Below are 17,134 nucleotides of genomic sequence, written 5' to 3'. Positions count from 1 at the left end.
GATTTAAATGATTTATTTCTGACTCATTCTCTTACCTTTGAATAAGTATGACAAAAAAATATTTCTTGTAAAATAAGACATACCAATAAACAAGAGGTATTCTCTTTTCTCTATAAATAAGATAAAGATCCTATTCCACTTATCTGTGTAAGCGTTGATATTTTTAAAAAAAATATCTATCATAATTAGTAACAAACTCGATAACTACTAAGTATCACAGGAATTACGGCATTCAAATGTATTTGTGAAAATGTCTGAATGATTCACTGTTCTGCTTGATAGCGCTTCTTGATTTTTAAACTTTACCAGCTATCAATCAGACCTTATACCATGAAAGGAGGATTTAACCGGTTTTAAGTTATTTATATCAATCATCTTTCAGTCATTTTTATAGAAGACATTTTGAAAATAGGCTACATCGTATAGGAGGAAAAATAATGAATAAGCTAAATACGTTTTTAGAAGAAAAAATGTTATCTGTGGCAGGAAAATTAAGCGCAAATAAGTTTTTAATCGCGATTCGAGATGGAATTACTTTAGCTATGCCGCTAATTATTATTGGTTCTTTGTTTATGATCATTGCTAGTTTTCCAGTTCCAGGGTGGGAAACTTGGTTAGGTGATATTGGCGTTGCGTCTTATTTATGGAAAGGGGTAGATTGCAGCTTTGGTTTAATTGGTTTAGTTGCTAGTTTTGGGATTGCGTATAGTTTAACGAATCAATATGGGGTAGATGGAGTATCTTCTGGAATTATTTCATTAGCTACATTTATTACGGTCACTCCTTTTATCTCATCTGATGCCGGAGCTGGTATGCCCACCACTTACATGGCTGCGCAAGGTCTGTTTGTAGCCATTGTCTTAGGGTTATTAAACGGTTATGTCTATGCGTGGTTTATTAATAGAGACATTCAAATTAAGCTTCCTGATAGTGTCCCCCCAGCTGTCGCTAGGAGTTTTAGTGCGATCATTCCTGGGGCAGTAATTATTACCTTTTGCTAATTATTTTTGGTCTACTAGATACCTTTGGGCTACCAAATATCCATGCCATCGCTCAAGTTGTCTTAGGAAAACCTCTTGGCCTATTAGGAAATAATATCTTTGGGACAATGATTCTTGTCACACTCAATAGTTTATTCTGGTTCGTTGGGATCCATGGTGGTAATGTTGTCAATTCTGTTATGCAACCTGTTTGGCTGGCTAACCTAGATGCAAATAGAGAAGCTTATCAAGCTGGTTTAGAGTTGCCTCATATTTTTACTAGTTCCTTTATGGATAACTTTGTGTATATCGGTGGCGGTGGTGCCACGCTGGGATTAGTTTTGGTTTTAGGTTACTTGGCACGCAAGAAAAAGACCAGTCAACAAACAAAAGTACTGGCACCCATCACGGTAGTTCCAGGACTTTTCAATATTAATGAGCCTACGATGTTTGGGTTACCCATCGTATTAAATGTCTTATTAGTTGTTCCATTCGTTCTAGCACCCATTGTTAATGTTATTGTCGCCTATTTTGCTATGGCATCTGGTTTGGTTCCATTCACCAGAACAGTCGCCACCTGGACGATGCCGATTATTATCAGTGGTTTCCTTACAACAAGTAGTTTGATGGGCGCGGTATTACAGATTGTTATCGTAATCTTAGATATCCTTCTTTATCTACCCTTCTTCTTAGCTGTAGAAAAACGCTTTAAACAACAAGAATTAGGACAACTATAAAAATTCATATCTATCTGACAAGGAGAGGATGACTGATTGTCATCCTCTCCTTGTTTTATACTAGCGATATTGCCTAAATAGCCTCTCATAAAAAGTGCTTCTCTTAATACGGTCCTACAATCTTTACTAGCACTGACTCATTTGGGTAAAAAGATCCTGATAGGGTATATCATGGATTGTTTGATAAATATACGGACTTAGCTCTCTTAACTCTTCTTCATAAGCTAAACCGCTTGTAACACCTGCTCCCATACCACAATGACGAGAAAATTGTGCATCCACACTAGAATCTCCTACAAACAAAATATTCTGTGGTAACACATCGAGGATCGAACTTGCATACCTCAATGCCTCTCTGTTTGGTTTGGGTTCAAATCGATCTCCTGTAACTACCACATCGAAATAAGTTTTTATCTCTAACACCTTTAATGTAAACAAGGTTGATTCGTAATCATCTGACGTAACGATTCCTAACATATAACCTTCTGCTTTTAAGCGCTGAAGTAATTGTGGTAGATCTCCAATCGGCACCAACTCTTCTTGATGTGAAAGGGTGTACTGATACAAATAATCTCGCACAAAAGCTAACATCTCAGCTTCCTCAGATAGAAAAAAATGTTGTAAGACACTTGCAATTTGAGCGGTTGTTCCTGTTCCTAATGGTGAAGCATCCGAAACATGTGTCTCCAATATTCCTAATTGTTGATAAAGGAGCGTCTTATCAAACATCGACTTTCGAGAGAATTTCTTATCTAATGCCATAACCATCCCAAAAATAGCTTTAGTCCATAAATCATTATACTCAATTAACGTGCCGTCTTTATCAAATAAAATAGCTTTTTTATATTTTCTATCCATCATAAACATCTTTCCATATACTAAATTTGGACGGTTGATTGTGCCAATAGATAGGTGTCATTGTTCCTAAAAAGATTCCTTGATCTCCTCTAATATCCACTCGCAACCAGTGGTAGTCTTCTTGATTAAACTGATAGGTAAACGTAGATACCGTCCCTGATTTCGTTTGAACAATTTGACCATCTAGAACCCATTCAAATGTAACAAACTGATCCCCTTCAATCGCAACTTCCAACGTTCCCGTCAATCGCTTCATTTGCTGTCCAGGTAAGATTTCCCTGTCTTCTAAAGACGATAAAAAAATTTTCCCTGTTCTAGAAAGTAGCGTTTTTCCTTCTTTAATACCTTTTAACAAGTCCTCTTGATTTAACGCGCGTACATGAATGTAGGTTGCAGGATCTCCTATTAGCGAAGGAAGCTCGCTACCTGGATACTTCTCAGTCATTAATAAATGGCTATCCGATCCCCCTACACCAGGAATTTTCCAGCCATCATTCCATAGTTTACTCCAGAAATGCAACGCTTTTTCAGTAGCTGCCGTATTGTCATGAAAAGTCGGATCATTGCAAAGCTCAAGTGCATCTATCCATGCTAAAGGTAGCTCATCTAACTGCCACTCCCAAGGCTCTAGAAAAGGATGATTCACAGAGAATAAACCATTGCCTCGATTTTTTTTAATCAAGTCCATCATTTGCGTGTGAATTGGTAAGGATGAGATTTCGTATGCTTCTACTAACAAATGATTCACACCCAAAAAATTTCCATGACCCATTGGTGTGGTTAACTCAACCCCAGCATATACAGCTATATCTGACTTCGGCCAAAGATGGGTAACCACTTGATGGTCAGTTGCCACAAAAAAATCTAACTCTTGTTTGGCTGCACTACATAAGTTATTTTCACGACTCATTTTTCCATCGCTAAAAATAGTGTGCGTATGCAAATCTCCTTTAACCCAACCCGTTTTATGGTTAGATTTTGGATGAACCATAATGTTTTCGGTCCCTTCTTCTATCCATTGGTTAGTTGCATGTTGCAAAATGGTGAGGTGCAATGCTGATTGGACTTTTACTTCGCCTTCAATTTCATAGGTAACTCGCCACACACCTGAAGGAATTGATCCAGCTATCATTGTGGCGGACGTTGTGGCCACGCTTTGGCCGATGAAACCAACAACCTTTTCTTGTAAATGCGTCTTTAATACTTGTCCTCTGGCACCAGATTTATCATGGAGTGTGACTTGGCACCATTGGTTAGAGGCCAATGTAATCTGAACCTCGATCTGCTCTACTGATTTCGCTATCTCAAGATAAAATTCACCACTTTTTCTATCATCTAGCGGCTCATCATTTAGGTAAATTTCCCACTTTTCTTGCATCAAACAATGACTCCCATTCTTTTAATTATTAATCTTATCTAATTCTTTTTGGGCAACTTGATTCGCTTCATCCAAAGCTTCTTTAGCTGAAATATTTTCTAACTCCACTTTATCTGCCGCTATTGTCAAGGCGTCATTTATTTTCCCACCTGTTGGATCAATAAATACAGGACTTGCTGTTAATGATTGTTCAAAAGGAATATTCGCATAAGGGTTTTCTTCTAAGAACTGTTTATACTCCGGTACATCAACCGTTGATTCACGAACAGGGACATAACCGATTGTTTGAGACCATTTTGCTTGAACTTCAGCGCTAGTAAAATACGTTATCCATTCAAATGCAGCATCTTTTTCTTCTTGCTCTGTTATTTTAGGAATCGCCATATTTAATCCTCCTGCTACGGGTTTTGCCTCATGACCATTTAATCCAGGTTGTTTTCGAGCATCAATTTTCGAAAAATCTAAATCTCCGCGATCACCAGAGGATCCTGTATAACTTCCCGCGTTTCCGGTCATTACTTGGTCAATTGTTTTATACCAATATTCCCAACCTTGACCACCAGAAATAATTCCCATATTCTCATCTTCATGTAGCTGCGTTCTTGCAAATTCCCAAGCTTCTACCCATTCCGGTTGATTGATTGTCGCCTTTTTACCATCTTCTGATAGAAAGCTACCTCCATTACTCAAAGCCAGATCAGCTAGGTTATCTGCTCCCCACATAATCATATGACCATCTGTAGCGGCTGTTTTCTCTTTAATTTCTTTGGAGGCGGATGCTAGATTTTCCCAAGAAGAAAAGGCTTCTGTTGGATCAATTCCTGCTTCGTCAAAAACTTCCTGGTTAAAATACATAATCTGCGTCGTTCCATAAGCTGGAACTGCGTATGTCTGTCCATCGATTTCATTATTTTTCGTAAACACATCTAATAAATCATCCTCATTAAATCCTTCCGTTGACAGATATTCATCTAATGGTTCAAGTACTCCCTCATCGCCGCCATAAGCATTCACCGTCCCGGATTGTGCAATGAAAACAGCAGGCGCATTTTGAGCCGCTAAACTAGCTTGTACTTTTTGCCATGTTTCTGAATAATCCGCTTGTTGGACACCCTTCACTGTCACGTTTTCTTGAGATTCATTGAATTCTTTAATAATCTCTTCCATCGTTTCTCCTGCAACCGAACCTAAACCATACCAAAAATCAATGCTTACTCTTTCAGTCGAATCTACTTCATTCGTTGTACTTGAACTAGATACTTCTCCTGATTGGTTCCCACAAGCGCTTAACAATACACTAATTCCCAACACTGATGCCATTAATCTTACTTTATTCCGTTTCATTTTCTTCCTCCTAAATTTTTATCCTTTCACACTAGATGATTGGACAGCTCCGATAAAATATTTTTGTAAAATAAAATACACAATAATTAATGGAAAAACGGAAATAACTGTTGCCGCCATAATCAAAGGAAAAGTTTCTCCAAATGCCCCTTGACTACTTGAAAATTTATTTAAGCCAACAGAAATTAAATATTTACTTTTATCATTAATAATCAAAGATGGCCATAAATAACTATTAAAGTTACTGATGAAACTAATGATAGCTGCATTTAATAAAGAATTTCTAGCCATCGGGACAACTATTTGCCACAAAATACGCCATTCACTTGCTCCGTCTGCGCGAGAAGCCTCAATAATTTCATGTGGGACTTTTAAAAAGCTTTGACGAAGCAAAAATACCATAAAGGCATTGGCTAAATTAGAAACAATTAGGCCAGACAAGGAATTCATCAGTCCCATTTTTGATAGCAATACATAACTTGGTACATACGTTGCTGCACTGGGTAACATATAAGTACCTAAAATGATGACAAAAATAGTCTGTCTTCCTTTAAATTCTAACTGGGTTATAGCATAAGCAAGCAAACTTGATAAGAAAATTTGAAATAATACAATTAGTACGGAAGTAAATAAACTATTCCATAGATATTTGAAAAAAGGCGCCAATTTTAGCGCATTGCTATAATTTTCCCATTGAGGATTAGCTGTCAATAAGTTCATTGACCCACTTAATACCTCATTCGTTGGTTTGATTGAATTAAATAACATCCAAATCATGGGATAAATCATAAACAAACTGACAATCATTAAAATAACAAACAATACAATACGTTCGTTACGATTTTTCGCTTTCACATCTTATTCTCCTTTGCATTAGTAATAGACGTATTTCTTTGTTAATCTAATTGACACAAATGATAGAATGGCAGATAACACTAAAATTAGAACAGCTAAAGCGGTGGCACTTCCCATATTGAATTGTTCGAAGGCCAACTGATAATAATAGTAAAGTAACGTTCTCGTACTACCAGACGGACCACCTTGTGTCAGGACATTGATTTGATCATATGCTTGTAAGGAATCTAGCGTGATAATAATTAATAAAAACAATGTTGTAGGAGATACCATTGGAATAATGATGTATCGTATTCTTTTCCACCAGCTTGTTCCTTCAACATCTGCCACATCAAATAAACTCATAGGAATTTTAGACAAAGCATCTGAAAAAAAGAGCATTGCCCATCCAATATTCTTCCACACCGTTACAATAATAACCGCCCAAATGGCTACCTTCGAATCTGTTAGCCAGTTTGGCTGTGGCAATCCCAACATTTCCAGCACTGCGTTAATTGGACCTACTTGCGGATTAAACATCCATGACCAAACAATGGACATCCCAATCATCGGCGTAATCCACGGCACAAACATCAACCCTTGTAAAAATTTTGAGGTTTGCTTTAAACGATTAATCATCAGCGCAAAGATAAAACCAAAGAATAAAATAGGAACACAACTAGCGACCGCAAAGATCAAAGTATTTTTTAACGCTTGCTGAAACTCACTACTTGTCAGAAGATCGGTATAATTTCCTATTCCTACATAGTCAAAGCTGGGACTGATATAATCCCAATTTGTAAAACTTAACCAGACTGAAGACAATAATGGTAAAATCCAAAATAAGAGAAAAGGAATCCCTGGAAGCAAAATGAATAAAAGAATTTGACGATAACTTGCTTTATTGGTCATTGTTCAACCACCAATCTGTTCCCAGTAACAGTATCAAACCAACTAATTTTCCCCTTTTTGAAAGCAAGTGAAATTTCTTGAGATACTTCATAGGAAATTTCTGGGGCCTGTCTAACAATCATTTTCACCCCATTTAATTGTCCATGTAAAAATTGATCAGAACCGACATCTTCAATATAATCAATCTTTAATCGAATCCCTTTATCTTTCACTACTTCTACATCTTCCGAACGGATTCCCAAAACAATATCATGATTTTGGGCAATGCCTTTCGGTAGTTCAACCATATAATCTTCTAGAAAATAGCTTCCTTCTGACCTTCTTAATGGCAAAATGTTCATCGATGGTGAACCAATAAAGTTAGCCACAAATAAATTCGCCGGCTCTTTATAAATCGTACTTGGCGACCCTATTTGTTGTATTTCCCCTTGGTTCATAATGACAATTTTATCCCCCATAGTCATTGCTTCTGTCTGATCATGAGTCACGTAAATTGTCGTTGCATTTAATCTACGATGGAATTGAACAATTTCCTCACGCATGGTCGTTCTTAGTTTGGCATCTAGGTTAGATAAGGGTTCATCCATTAAAAATAGATTTGTTTCTCGAACCAATGCTCTTCCTAAAGCCACTCGCTGCATTTGGCCTCCAGATAAATCTCGAGGATAACTCTTTAAATAATCCGTTAAGTTTAATAATTCTGCTGCAGCTTCCACTTTTTCTTTTATCGTTTTCTTAGGAACATTTCTAACTTTTAGTCCAAAACCAATATTTTGAAAAACGGTCATATGCGGATATAAAGCGTAATTTTGAAAAACAACAGCGATGTCCCGATCCTTAGCAGGTAAATCATTTTGCCTGACCCCCTCGATGAACAGATCTCCTGAACTAATTGCTTCTAATCCAGCAATCATTCTCAAGGTAGTTGATTTCCCACAACCAGAAGGCCCTAAAAATACTACAAACTCTTTTTTTGAAATAGTTAAGTTAAAATCTTTTATCACGCCTTGCTTATTATCATAGTCTTTTTTTATATGTTTCAGTTCAATCATATCCATGAGTGATTTCTTCCCCCTCTTTACAAAAAGATAATATCAAATGAATACCTTTGTTTTGATGTAGATTACGAAAACATCTTGTAAAGTTTCAGTGTTTTTACTGTAAATTGCCACAATCCCACTGAAAAACTCACATTTTTGGGTATAATAAACTCAAATTAATAGAAAGGAGATTAATCATGAATAAAGACGCTCGTCAAACGTTCATCATGGAACAACTTCATCAAAATAAACACATTAAAATTAAGACATTGAGTCAACAACTGAATGTTTCTATGGAAACTATCCGTCGTGATTTAACAGAACTAGAAGTGCATTACCGATTAGATCGAATGCATGGGGGCGCTAAAATCAAGCAGACGAATATCGAAGAAGAGAATTTTATGCAACGACGAATATCCTATCGAAAAGAAAAAAAAGAGCTCGCCAAAAAAGCTATGCCTCTTATCACTGAAAATGCCTTTATTGCCTTAGACGTTAGTACCACAAACTTAGCTATAGCCAAGGAGTTGGTCTTTCATTTTAAACAACTAACGATCCTAACCAATTGTTTCACAATTGCTCAAGAACTTGTTTTGAATTCTGATTTTAATGTTCTTGTACCCCCGGGATTATTAACCAAGGAATTATTTATTAGCGGTGTATCTGCCGTTGACTTTATTTCAAATTACTACACCGACCTCTTTTTCATGAGTGTTTCTGGTATTTCTATCCATGACGGCTTAATGGATTATGGCTTTCAGGAATATGAAGCAAAAAAAGCCATGTTGTCGAATGCTCATCAAATATACGCCGTGGCGGATCATCATAAATTTGGCCAGCATTCAAAAATTAAAATTTGTCCTTTTAACCAAATATCCGGTATTATAACGGATGCTGGTGTTCAACAAGAATACATTGACTATTTCCGGATGAAGGACATTCCGTTTTTTTATTAAGCATGACAGCAGATGTTCTTCAACGAAAAAAAACTCAACTTAATCATATAAGTTGAGTTTTGGCTCTATCCGAACTAAATTTAGTTGTTTTGCTTCGAATACTAATAGTGATTTCCAGGTACTAAAACCCATTCATCTATTTTTAAATAGTTTCAACTATCACTCTTGTTTACTATCAATCCCTCGACTGGAATGGGCAGGTTTAGCAAAAATCATTCGTCCAGCCGCTGTTTGCAAGGCGCTAGTTACAATAACTTTAATTCGTTCATTCATGTAATGTTGCCCATCTTCTACGACGACCATTGTACCATCATCGAGATAAGCAACCCCTTGTTGACGCTCTGTTCCGGCTTTCACTAAGAGAACTTCCATGGCTTCTCCAGGAATGACGACTGGTTTGACCGCGTTTGCTAAAGCATTGATATTCAAGATAGGTACATTTTGAAATTCTGCCACTTTATTTAAGTTATAGTCGTTGGTTACAACGACACCATCTAATAACTTCGCTAATTTTAAAAGTTTGCTATCAACTTCAGAAATATCTTCAAAGTCACCATCATACATTTCAACCGTAATTCCTTCCTCTTTTTGCAAAGAGTTCAAAATATCTAAACCACGGCGACCACGAACACGTTTTAAACTATCACCAGAATCAGCAATATATTGCAATTCATACAGGACAAAATTTGGAATCAAAATAACTCCTTCTAAGAAACCTGTTTTAGCAATATCATAAATTCGTCCATCAATAATCACGCTAGTATCTAAAATTTTGTATTTATGGAAATGATCTTCCACTTTTCGATCCAGCAACTGTTGTTCATTTTGTTCTGACTTTTTTTTAGAAGAAAAAACTTTTTTCCATTCTTCAATTCGTGTCGTTCCAATTTGGAAACCTAGATAACCTAGTAAAAACATAATCAAAATCGGTGCGATACTATTTACAAAAGGAATTTGCCAGTTATAAAAAGGAATCGACACAATCAAACCAATCATCAAGCCGATAATCGTTCCAATCGCCCCAAATAAAAGATAGGTTAAACTAAACTCACTTAATTTTTTTTCAATTTTTTCGATACCTGCTGAAATATACTTCGCCACCAGCAAAGAAAATAAATAAAAAATAATTGCACCAATTACACTATTGGTTACTGTATTATTCAGCCAAGAAATATCATTTTGTCCAATGGCTTCCCATAGCAACGGAAATAAAGACACACCGATACTTGCTCCAGCTAAAACCATCAACACTGTAATAATCCGATTCTGCATACTCTGTCCTCCACTTCTCCATTAAGTATGAGAGTATTTTCTCATACTTAATGTTATTTATCTATGATGTTTGCTAAAACTTAACCAAATACTCGTTTTAACGCTTCGTTAATGGTTGCCACGCCTACAACTTCGATTCCTTTAGGTGGCTCCCAATTCACTAAATTATTTTTTGGTAAATAGACTTTTTTAAAGCCTAATTTTTGCACTTCTTTGACTCGTTGTTCGATGGCATTTACCCGACGAATTTCACCTGTCAAACCAATTTCACCAATAAAACATTCCGTCGCATCTGTTCCTTTTTCACGGTAACTAGAAGCAATACCAATAGCAATGGCTAAATCAATAGCGGGTTCATTTAATTTTACCCCACCTGCCGCTTTTAAGTAGGCATCTTGATTTTGTAGAAGCAAGCCTGCCCGTTTTTCTAGTACCGCCATAATCAATGACACTCGATTAAAATCTAAACCAGTCGTGGTTCGTTTGGCATTTCCAAACATTGTTGGCGTTACTAAGGCTTGGATTTCGACCAAGATCGGACGACTACCTTCCATCGCCACCACAATTGCAGAACCCGTTGCTCCTGCCAGACGTTCTTCCAAAAAGACTTGAGAAGGATTGGCTACTTCATGAAGTCCTCCTTCACGCATTTCAAAAATACCAATCTCATTGGTTGAACCAAAACGATTTTTTACTGCACGTAAAATACGGAAACTTTGATGTTGTTCCCCTTCAAAATACAAAACTGTATCTACCATATGCTCCAACATTCTTGGACCAGCAATAGAACCCTCTTTGGTTACATGTCCGACAATAAAAATAGCAATCCCATTGGTTTTGGCAATTTTTAATAACTCTGCGGTTGTCTCACGAACTTGGCTGACACTACCCGCTACACTTGTAATATCTGGTTGAGTCATCGTTTGAATCGAATCAATAATCACATAATCCGGCTCTAAATTTTCAATCGCCCGACTAATATCATGCATATCAGTTTCTGCGTAAAGATAAAATTCGTTATCTACCACACCTAAACGTTGGGCACGCATTTTGATTTGTTCGGCACTTTCCTCACCAGAAACATACAAGACCTTGCCACCAGTTGCTGCTAATTGTTGTGAGACTTGCAAGAGTAAAGTAGACTTTCCAATTCCCGGATCCCCGCCTAATAACACCATTGAGCCCGGAACAACACCGCCACCCAATACACGATTTAGTTCATCTAGCTCCGTTTTTACTCTCAGTTCTTTTTTAGGGATAACATCCGCTAATTTAGTCGGCTGCATTTTTTGTCCCGTCAAAGTAGTGCGTACTCGGCGATCAGAGGTATCTTGAATCTTCTCTTCCACCATTGAATTCCAGCTACTACACTGCGGACACTTTCCTAGATATCTAGGAGAGATGTATCCGCAATGCTGACATTCAAATTGTGTTTTTACTTTTTTTGCCATGGATCACCCTCCTTTATTTATTATTTGTTTGATGAACCAAAACCACCTGTGCGTTCACCACTTGTTTCATCTTGATCGGCTTTTAAGAAAGGTAAGAAAATTCCTTGTCCAATCCGTTCACCTTTTTTAATCGTCATATCACGCAAACCAAAATTGGTAAATTGGAACATGATATGTCCTTCGTTAGCATCATTGTTATAATAATCACTATCAATCACACCAACACCATTTGTTAAAACTAAAAAGCGTTTTAATGGATTGCTAGAACGATTGGCTAATTGTAAAAATTCGTCCTCAGCCATATACGCTTTAATTCCAGTTGGTACTAAAACCGGTTTGATTTTCTTTTCAACTGCTTGGTTTTCGCCAATTCTTCTCGCTAAAAATTGTTTCCAAATGCTTGGAATTACCACATCTTCTGCTGCTTCAAAATCATATCCTGCCGCATGATGCGTTGCTCGAATAGGTAAATTGATCCCTTTATCTTGATACTTTGTAATCCGTTCAAATCCTCTTTTTCCCATGGTTAACCTCCAATAAATACTAAGACTATTTTAACATAAATATGCAAAAAAATTGAAAATCAACTTTTTTTGTTGAACTATTTCAAAAATAACAAAAAGAAATGAATTTTTCGGTAACAAAAAACGACCTCCAGATGATTTTTGAAGATTGGATGAGTTATTTCCACCACAAAATCAGCTAAAATTTTTGTCATATAAATCATTTCACCCAATTTTTATTTCATTTTCCGAATTTTGAAATAATTTGCATGACGAAACACCTTTTTGCTAGTACAATAGAGGCACTATATAGAAATCAAATAGAGGTGGACTATGCGGAATCAACTACAGGATGCCCAACGAATTGTTATTAAAATAGGCACGAGTTCCTTAATTTATCCTAATGGCAATATTAATTTAGCGGGAATTGATGAATTAGCTTTTGTGCTAACTGATTTACGAAATCAAGGGAAAGAAGTAATTTTAGTTTCTTCCGGAGCGATTGGCGTCGGAATGAATAAATTGCACTTTCATCAACGCCCCTCTTCGATTCCAGAACAACAGGCAGTCGCAGCGGTGGGTCAGGCAGAATTAATGTCGATTTATGGACAACGTTTTGCTACCTATAGCCAACAAACTGCTCAGGTTTTATTAACGAGAGATGTCACTGAATTTCCAGAGAGTCGTCAAAATGTAGTAAATACTCTAGAACAGCTATTAAAAATGGGAATTATTCCAATTATTAATGAAAATGATACGGTGGCTGTTGATGAATTAGACCATCTGACAAAATTTGGTGATAACGACCAATTGTCAGCCATTGTGCTACAATTAACCAATGCAGATTTACTGATTATGTTATCGGATATTAATGGTTTTTACTCAGATAATCCAAGTACCAATAAAGAAGCTCAGTTGTATTCACGAATCACTGAACTCACCGATGATTTATTTTCACGAGCAGGTGGTAAGGGCAGTCAATTTGGTACAGGTGGTATGTATAGCAAACTAAAAGCCGCGCAACGTGTATTGGATCATCAAAGTGGCATGATTTTAGCTAATGGCAAACGACCAAAAGTTATTTTTGATATTTTAAGTGGCGCAGATATTGGCACATTCTTTAAGGGGGAATGACAATGACGGATTTACACGTATTAGGAAAACAAGCAAAAGAAAGTACCTATCAATTAGGTTTATTAGACACAGAAATTAAAAATCAATTGTTGGAAAAAATGGCAGAAGCTTTAGAAAATAATATTCCACAAATTCTGGCAGCCAATGAACAAGATTTAGCCAAAGCCGATGACTATGGCATCAAAGAAACGATGAAAGATCGGTTGCGTTTGACCGATTCCCGAATCAAGGAAATGGCAGAAGGTATTCGCCAAGTCGTGCAATTACCTGATCCAATTGGTGAAGTCGAAAAAATGTGGAAAAATGCGGATGGCTTGATGATTGGTCGTCAACGTGTACCTTTAGGGGTAATTGGGATTATTTATGAATCTCGTCCAAATGTTACCACCGATGCGGCGAGTCTATGTTTTAAAACCGGAAATGCCGTGATTTTAAGAGGGGGTAAAGAGGCCTTCTATTCCAATCAAATTTTGGTGAAAATTTTACAAGATACCTTAACAGCTAATGATTTTTCTCCTTATGCGATTCAATTTATCGATGATACTTCCCATGCTGTCGCCAATGAAATGATGCGTCTGACAGAATATTTAGATGTGCTGATTCCTCGTGGTGGCGCTGGTTTAATCCAACGAGTAAAAGAAACGGCAACTGTTCCTGTTATTGAAACGGGTACAGGAAATAATCACGTCTATGTCGATAAGGACGCTCAATTACAAATGGCTTTAGATATTACGATTAATGCCAAAGTACAACGTCCTTCTGTTTGTAACTCAATCGAAACGGTCTTAGTTCATCAAGAAGTTGCTGAATTTTTCTTACCAAAATTAGAGGATACCTTAGCCGGACAGGTGGAATTGCGTGGGGATGAACGAGCATTGACTCATTTAACAAATGCCATACCCGCCACAGAAGAAGACTGGGGCACAGAATTTCTTGATTATATCTTAGCAGTCAAAGTTGTTGATTCAATTGAAGAAGCCATTACCCATATCAATCATTACAATACCAAACATTCAGAAGCGATTGTGACCGACAACTACTTTGCTTCACAAAAATTCTTAAAAGAAGTTGATGCGGCAGCAGTCTATGTTAATGCGTCTACTCGTTTTACCGATGGATTTGTCTTTGGATTTGGTGCTGAGATTGGAATCTCTACTCAAAAACTCCACGCTCGTGGACCAATGGGCCTACCTGAATTAACTTCAACCAAATATATTGTTTATGGTGACGGACAAATTCGTGGGTAAAATTCCATCTTAAGTCGGATGTTTTCAACTTCTGTTTTTGTTAAAGTAAGAATAAGAAAAATACAGGAGGACAAAAAAATGAAAAATCGTTCTACTTTAGAAAATATTTTTATCGTTATTGGATTTATCGTGGTTGCTAGTTTAGCGCTTAAAGTCGCTTTTTCTTTATTAGGTGGTTTATTCTATGTTGCATTCCGTTTTGGTATTCCTTTACTGATTGCTATTTTCGTTGTTCGTTGGTTGACGAATCGAAACAACAACAAACGTGATTATCGCTAAATAACCAAATTGACTATAAAAACACGATGCTAGGATGAGAACTCTCAACTAGCATCGTGTTTTTAATTTGCGAAAGACTATTTTTTTCGTTTAAATATCTTCTTTTTGGTTTTTGGCATTTTTTCCTTCTTGACTGGTTCTTTTTTCTCAAGCAATTGCTGGCTTTGTAAAATTGTTTGTTCATTGACATAAAATAGTTGAACTCGTGTCCCCGGTGCAACCACCTTATGAAACAAATCTAACTTAGGATTAGCATCTACTATCGTTCCTGGTTGTAATAATGCATACTTCTTATGAGGAGGAATCACTTTTAAAATCGGTTGTAAATCTTCGGCCAACAATAATTCCTTTGCCTCTTCTACCTGCATTCCCAGTAAGTTAGGTAAGGCTCTTTTTCGAGAATCCGCAATGACTTGCTCATCGACATAATATACTTTGATTAAGGTGCCTAGTTTCGCAGTTTTCCCTTTAAGAGATAAGCCAACAATTTCTCCTGAACGTTTGTCTTGATACTTCTTAGTAGGTTTTGCCAAAAGTACCTCGGTAACAAATCCGACTTCTTCTAAAATTTCTTTTCCACGATTAACGTCCAATTCAAGCACCTTGGGAATATCACGGTAGAGCTTCCGATTTTCTCGACGACTTTCTAATTCTTTATCTATAATCGGGGCAGCTTTTTCGATCGTTTTATTAATTACCTCGGTAGTCTCTGGGAGAATATCCATGACTTTCCCCACAGGTCCCAGAAAGCGGGTCAATTTTCGCTTATTTGTTTTTGACATGATATACCTCCTAATGTTCTTTCTATTATTATAGCAATAAAGGCGCTTTCAATACAAAATAATGTATGCTACGATAATTGAATATCATAGAAGAGGAAAAAAATTATGCCAATTTATACCAACTCTGTAATTGTCAACGGTCCATTCTTATTTATTTCTGGTCAAACACCTGTAGACAATGGCTTTATTCCTGAGAATATTTTGGAACAAACAAAGATTGTCCTGAAAAAAATTCAGCAAGTATTGACTGAAGAGTCTCTTGATTTTTCAAACGCAGTAAAATTGAATGTTTTTATCACTGATGCTAGTTACCTAGGGGAAGTCCGTGAGGCTTTCACCGAGATACTTGGTGAAAGCAAACCAGCAATGAACTTAGTTGTAGTAAAAGAATTAGTTCAGGCTCAATTTAAAGTTAAAATTGATGCAACTGCTAGCTTTAGCAGAGGGAATTCTCAACTAAATAGTTAATAAAAAATCCGAACGAGAAAGTTCGGATTTTTGTTACAATTCTTCTATCTCCCTCAATAGTTCATCTTTTCTCGCAATAATTTCTGTAAAATCTTCTGAATCCTCTGGTATCGCTAGAGTTTTTAACTCTTTAACAAGTAAGCTAACTTTACTTTCTAAATCCAAAGCTAAACTACATTCAAGCTGTAAAACTTTTGCTTTATAGATCATTGCTTCCGTCAAAGGCTCTTGTGAACGATTCAAAGCAGCAGAAATTAAATTATTGGATGTGGAAAAATCTTCTTTTGAATATGCATAACGATACGCTTGTTCATAGGCTATTTCAAAACGACTGCTTAAATTTTTGACTCTTTTTTCTTCTTCATCCATTAATTTTTGTGAATCTCCCAGTGGTTGACCAATGGTTAGGGTATTTCCACAAGGATCGGTGATATTAACACGCACATCTTCTGCTGTACGATTCAATCTTGAAAATCTTGGTTTACCCTTCGTTGGAATTTTTCCATAATACTCTTTTAATTGACTTTTTAATTCTTGATAGACACTATCAATATCTTCAACCACAATAAAACAACCATTAGGATGAGCCTCAGAAAAATCTTTGTTTCCGAAAAAGCCAATCTCAACTAAATCTGTTTTTTTCATGGAAGCATAACGATAGGGTGCTTTTTGGTAATACACCATTTCAAATCCTAATGCGCTATAAAACAACAGAACCTCATCAAATTCTCGATAAGGGATATCGTACAATGGAATCACGGAACTGCTCATGTAATCTCCTCCTTTTTTTGCTTCTCAAGCGTATCAAAATTCCAGAAGACTTTCCTATAAAAAGTTCTCTAAGTTTCACGTGAAACAAAAAGATCGCTTGTCTCTCACTCAAAACTTCAATTTCAGCTAGATGAAACTCCTATTTATTTATTAGCAAAAAAAAAAGAACTCGCAAATTGTCCAAGTTC

Annotated in this window: 16 protein-coding genes and 1 pseudogene; 6 read left to right on the top strand and 11 right to left on the bottom strand. The window is 36.6% G+C overall.

Annotated features, from left to right (window positions below):
* Positions 1-437 precede the first annotated feature (437 nt).
* A pseudogene (locus AC4BBX_RS08970) lies at positions 438-1,717 on the top strand (PTS sugar transporter subunit IIC).
* A gap of 126 nt (positions 1,718-1,843) precedes the next feature.
* Here AC4BBX_RS08970 and AC4BBX_RS08965 read toward each other — a convergent pair.
* The 6 genes from AC4BBX_RS08965 to AC4BBX_RS08940 are packed head-to-tail and all read right to left on the bottom strand — an operon-like array spanning position 1,844 to position 8,101.
* Positions 1,844-2,578, bottom strand: a complete 735-nt coding sequence (locus tag AC4BBX_RS08965; protein ID WP_490453524.1) for an HAD family hydrolase — start codon at positions 2,576-2,578, stop codon at positions 1,844-1,846.
* Positions 2,568-3,953 (bottom strand): CehA/McbA family metallohydrolase, encoded by a 1,386-nt coding sequence (locus AC4BBX_RS08960; protein WP_490453523.1) that lies wholly within the window; start codon positions 3,951-3,953, stop codon positions 2,568-2,570. The genes AC4BBX_RS08965 and AC4BBX_RS08960 overlap by 11 nt, the downstream gene beginning before the upstream one ends.
* Positions 3,954-3,974: 21 nt before the next feature.
* Positions 3,975-5,297 (bottom strand): ABC transporter substrate-binding protein, encoded by a 1,323-nt coding sequence (locus tag AC4BBX_RS08955; RefSeq protein ID WP_490453522.1) that lies wholly within the window; start codon positions 5,295-5,297, stop codon positions 3,975-3,977.
* Positions 5,298-5,315: 18 nt separating this feature from the next.
* Positions 5,316-6,152, bottom strand: a complete 837-nt coding sequence (locus AC4BBX_RS08950) for a carbohydrate ABC transporter permease (RefSeq protein ID WP_490453521.1) — start codon at positions 6,150-6,152, stop codon at positions 5,316-5,318.
* A gap of 18 nt (positions 6,153-6,170) precedes the next feature.
* Positions 6,171-7,043 carry a carbohydrate ABC transporter permease gene (locus AC4BBX_RS08945; protein ID WP_490453520.1) on the bottom strand — a complete coding sequence of 291 codons (873 nt, stop codon included), beginning with the start codon at positions 7,041-7,043 and terminating at the stop codon, positions 6,171-6,173.
* Complete coding sequence (locus tag AC4BBX_RS08940; protein ID WP_490453519.1) at positions 7,040-8,101, bottom strand: ABC transporter ATP-binding protein; 1,062 nt, start codon at positions 8,099-8,101, stop codon at positions 7,040-7,042. Before AC4BBX_RS08940 ends, AC4BBX_RS08945 begins: the two co-directional genes overlap by 4 nt.
* A 179-nt stretch (positions 8,102-8,280) precedes the next feature.
* Here AC4BBX_RS08940 and AC4BBX_RS08935 point away from each other — a divergent pair, with 179 nt between their 5' ends.
* On the top strand, positions 8,281-9,039 hold the full coding sequence (locus AC4BBX_RS08935; protein WP_490453518.1) for a DeoR/GlpR family DNA-binding transcription regulator: 759 nt from the start codon (positions 8,281-8,283) through the stop codon (positions 9,037-9,039).
* Between the two features lie 159 nt (positions 9,040-9,198).
* On the opposite strand, the gene AC4BBX_RS08930 is transcribed toward AC4BBX_RS08935, so the two are convergent.
* The 3 genes from AC4BBX_RS08930 to AC4BBX_RS08920 all read right to left on the bottom strand — a co-directional run bounded on the left by AC4BBX_RS08930 (position 9,199) and on the right by AC4BBX_RS08920 (position 12,286).
* Positions 9,199-10,311 (bottom strand): PIN/TRAM domain-containing protein, encoded by a 1,113-nt coding sequence (locus AC4BBX_RS08930; RefSeq protein ID WP_490453517.1) that lies wholly within the window; start codon positions 10,309-10,311, stop codon positions 9,199-9,201.
* Positions 10,312-10,391: 80 nt separating this feature from the next.
* Positions 10,392-11,762 (bottom strand): DNA repair protein RadA, encoded by a 1,371-nt coding sequence (gene radA, locus AC4BBX_RS08925; RefSeq protein ID WP_490453516.1) that lies wholly within the window; start codon positions 11,760-11,762, stop codon positions 10,392-10,394.
* A gap of 20 nt (positions 11,763-11,782) precedes the next feature.
* On the bottom strand, positions 11,783-12,286 hold the full coding sequence (locus AC4BBX_RS08920) for a dCTP deaminase/dUTPase family protein (RefSeq protein WP_490453515.1): 504 nt from the start codon (positions 12,284-12,286) through the stop codon (positions 11,783-11,785).
* Between the two features lie 312 nt (positions 12,287-12,598).
* On the opposite strand from AC4BBX_RS08920, the gene proB reads away from it, so the two are divergent.
* From proB to AC4BBX_RS08905, 3 genes are all read left to right on the top strand, one after another.
* Entirely contained in the window at positions 12,599-13,399 is an 801-nt protein-coding gene (gene proB / locus AC4BBX_RS08915; protein ID WP_490453514.1) for a glutamate 5-kinase, read from the top strand.
* A gap of 2 nt (positions 13,400-13,401) precedes the next feature.
* Positions 13,402-14,646 (top strand): glutamate-5-semialdehyde dehydrogenase, encoded by a 1,245-nt coding sequence (locus tag AC4BBX_RS08910; RefSeq protein WP_490453513.1) that lies wholly within the window; start codon positions 13,402-13,404, stop codon positions 14,644-14,646.
* A 78-nt stretch (positions 14,647-14,724) separates the two neighbouring features.
* On the top strand, positions 14,725-14,925 hold the full coding sequence (locus AC4BBX_RS08905; protein WP_490453512.1) for a hypothetical protein: 201 nt from the start codon (positions 14,725-14,727) through the stop codon (positions 14,923-14,925).
* A 77-nt stretch (positions 14,926-15,002) separates the two neighbouring features.
* Here AC4BBX_RS08905 and AC4BBX_RS08900 read toward each other — a convergent pair whose 3' ends face one another.
* Complete coding sequence (locus AC4BBX_RS08900; protein ID WP_490453511.1) at positions 15,003-15,707, bottom strand: PASTA domain-containing protein; 705 nt, start codon at positions 15,705-15,707, stop codon at positions 15,003-15,005.
* 105 nt (positions 15,708-15,812) lie between these two features.
* Between AC4BBX_RS08900 and AC4BBX_RS08895 the strand changes: the two genes are divergently transcribed.
* On the top strand, positions 15,813-16,175 hold the full coding sequence (locus AC4BBX_RS08895; RefSeq protein WP_490453510.1) for a RidA family protein: 363 nt from the start codon (positions 15,813-15,815) through the stop codon (positions 16,173-16,175).
* 33 nt (positions 16,176-16,208) lie between these two features.
* Here AC4BBX_RS08895 and AC4BBX_RS08890 read toward each other — a convergent pair whose 3' ends face one another.
* Entirely contained in the window at positions 16,209-16,946 is a 738-nt protein-coding gene (locus AC4BBX_RS08890) for a DUF8817 family protein (protein ID WP_490453509.1), read from the bottom strand.
* Positions 16,947-17,134 lie beyond the last annotated feature (188 nt).

The organism is Enterococcus sp. AMC1157 (genome assembly GCF_058216555.1).
Note: the sequence above shows the minus strand (reverse complement) of the source record. Positions and strands in the feature narration are given on the sequence as shown.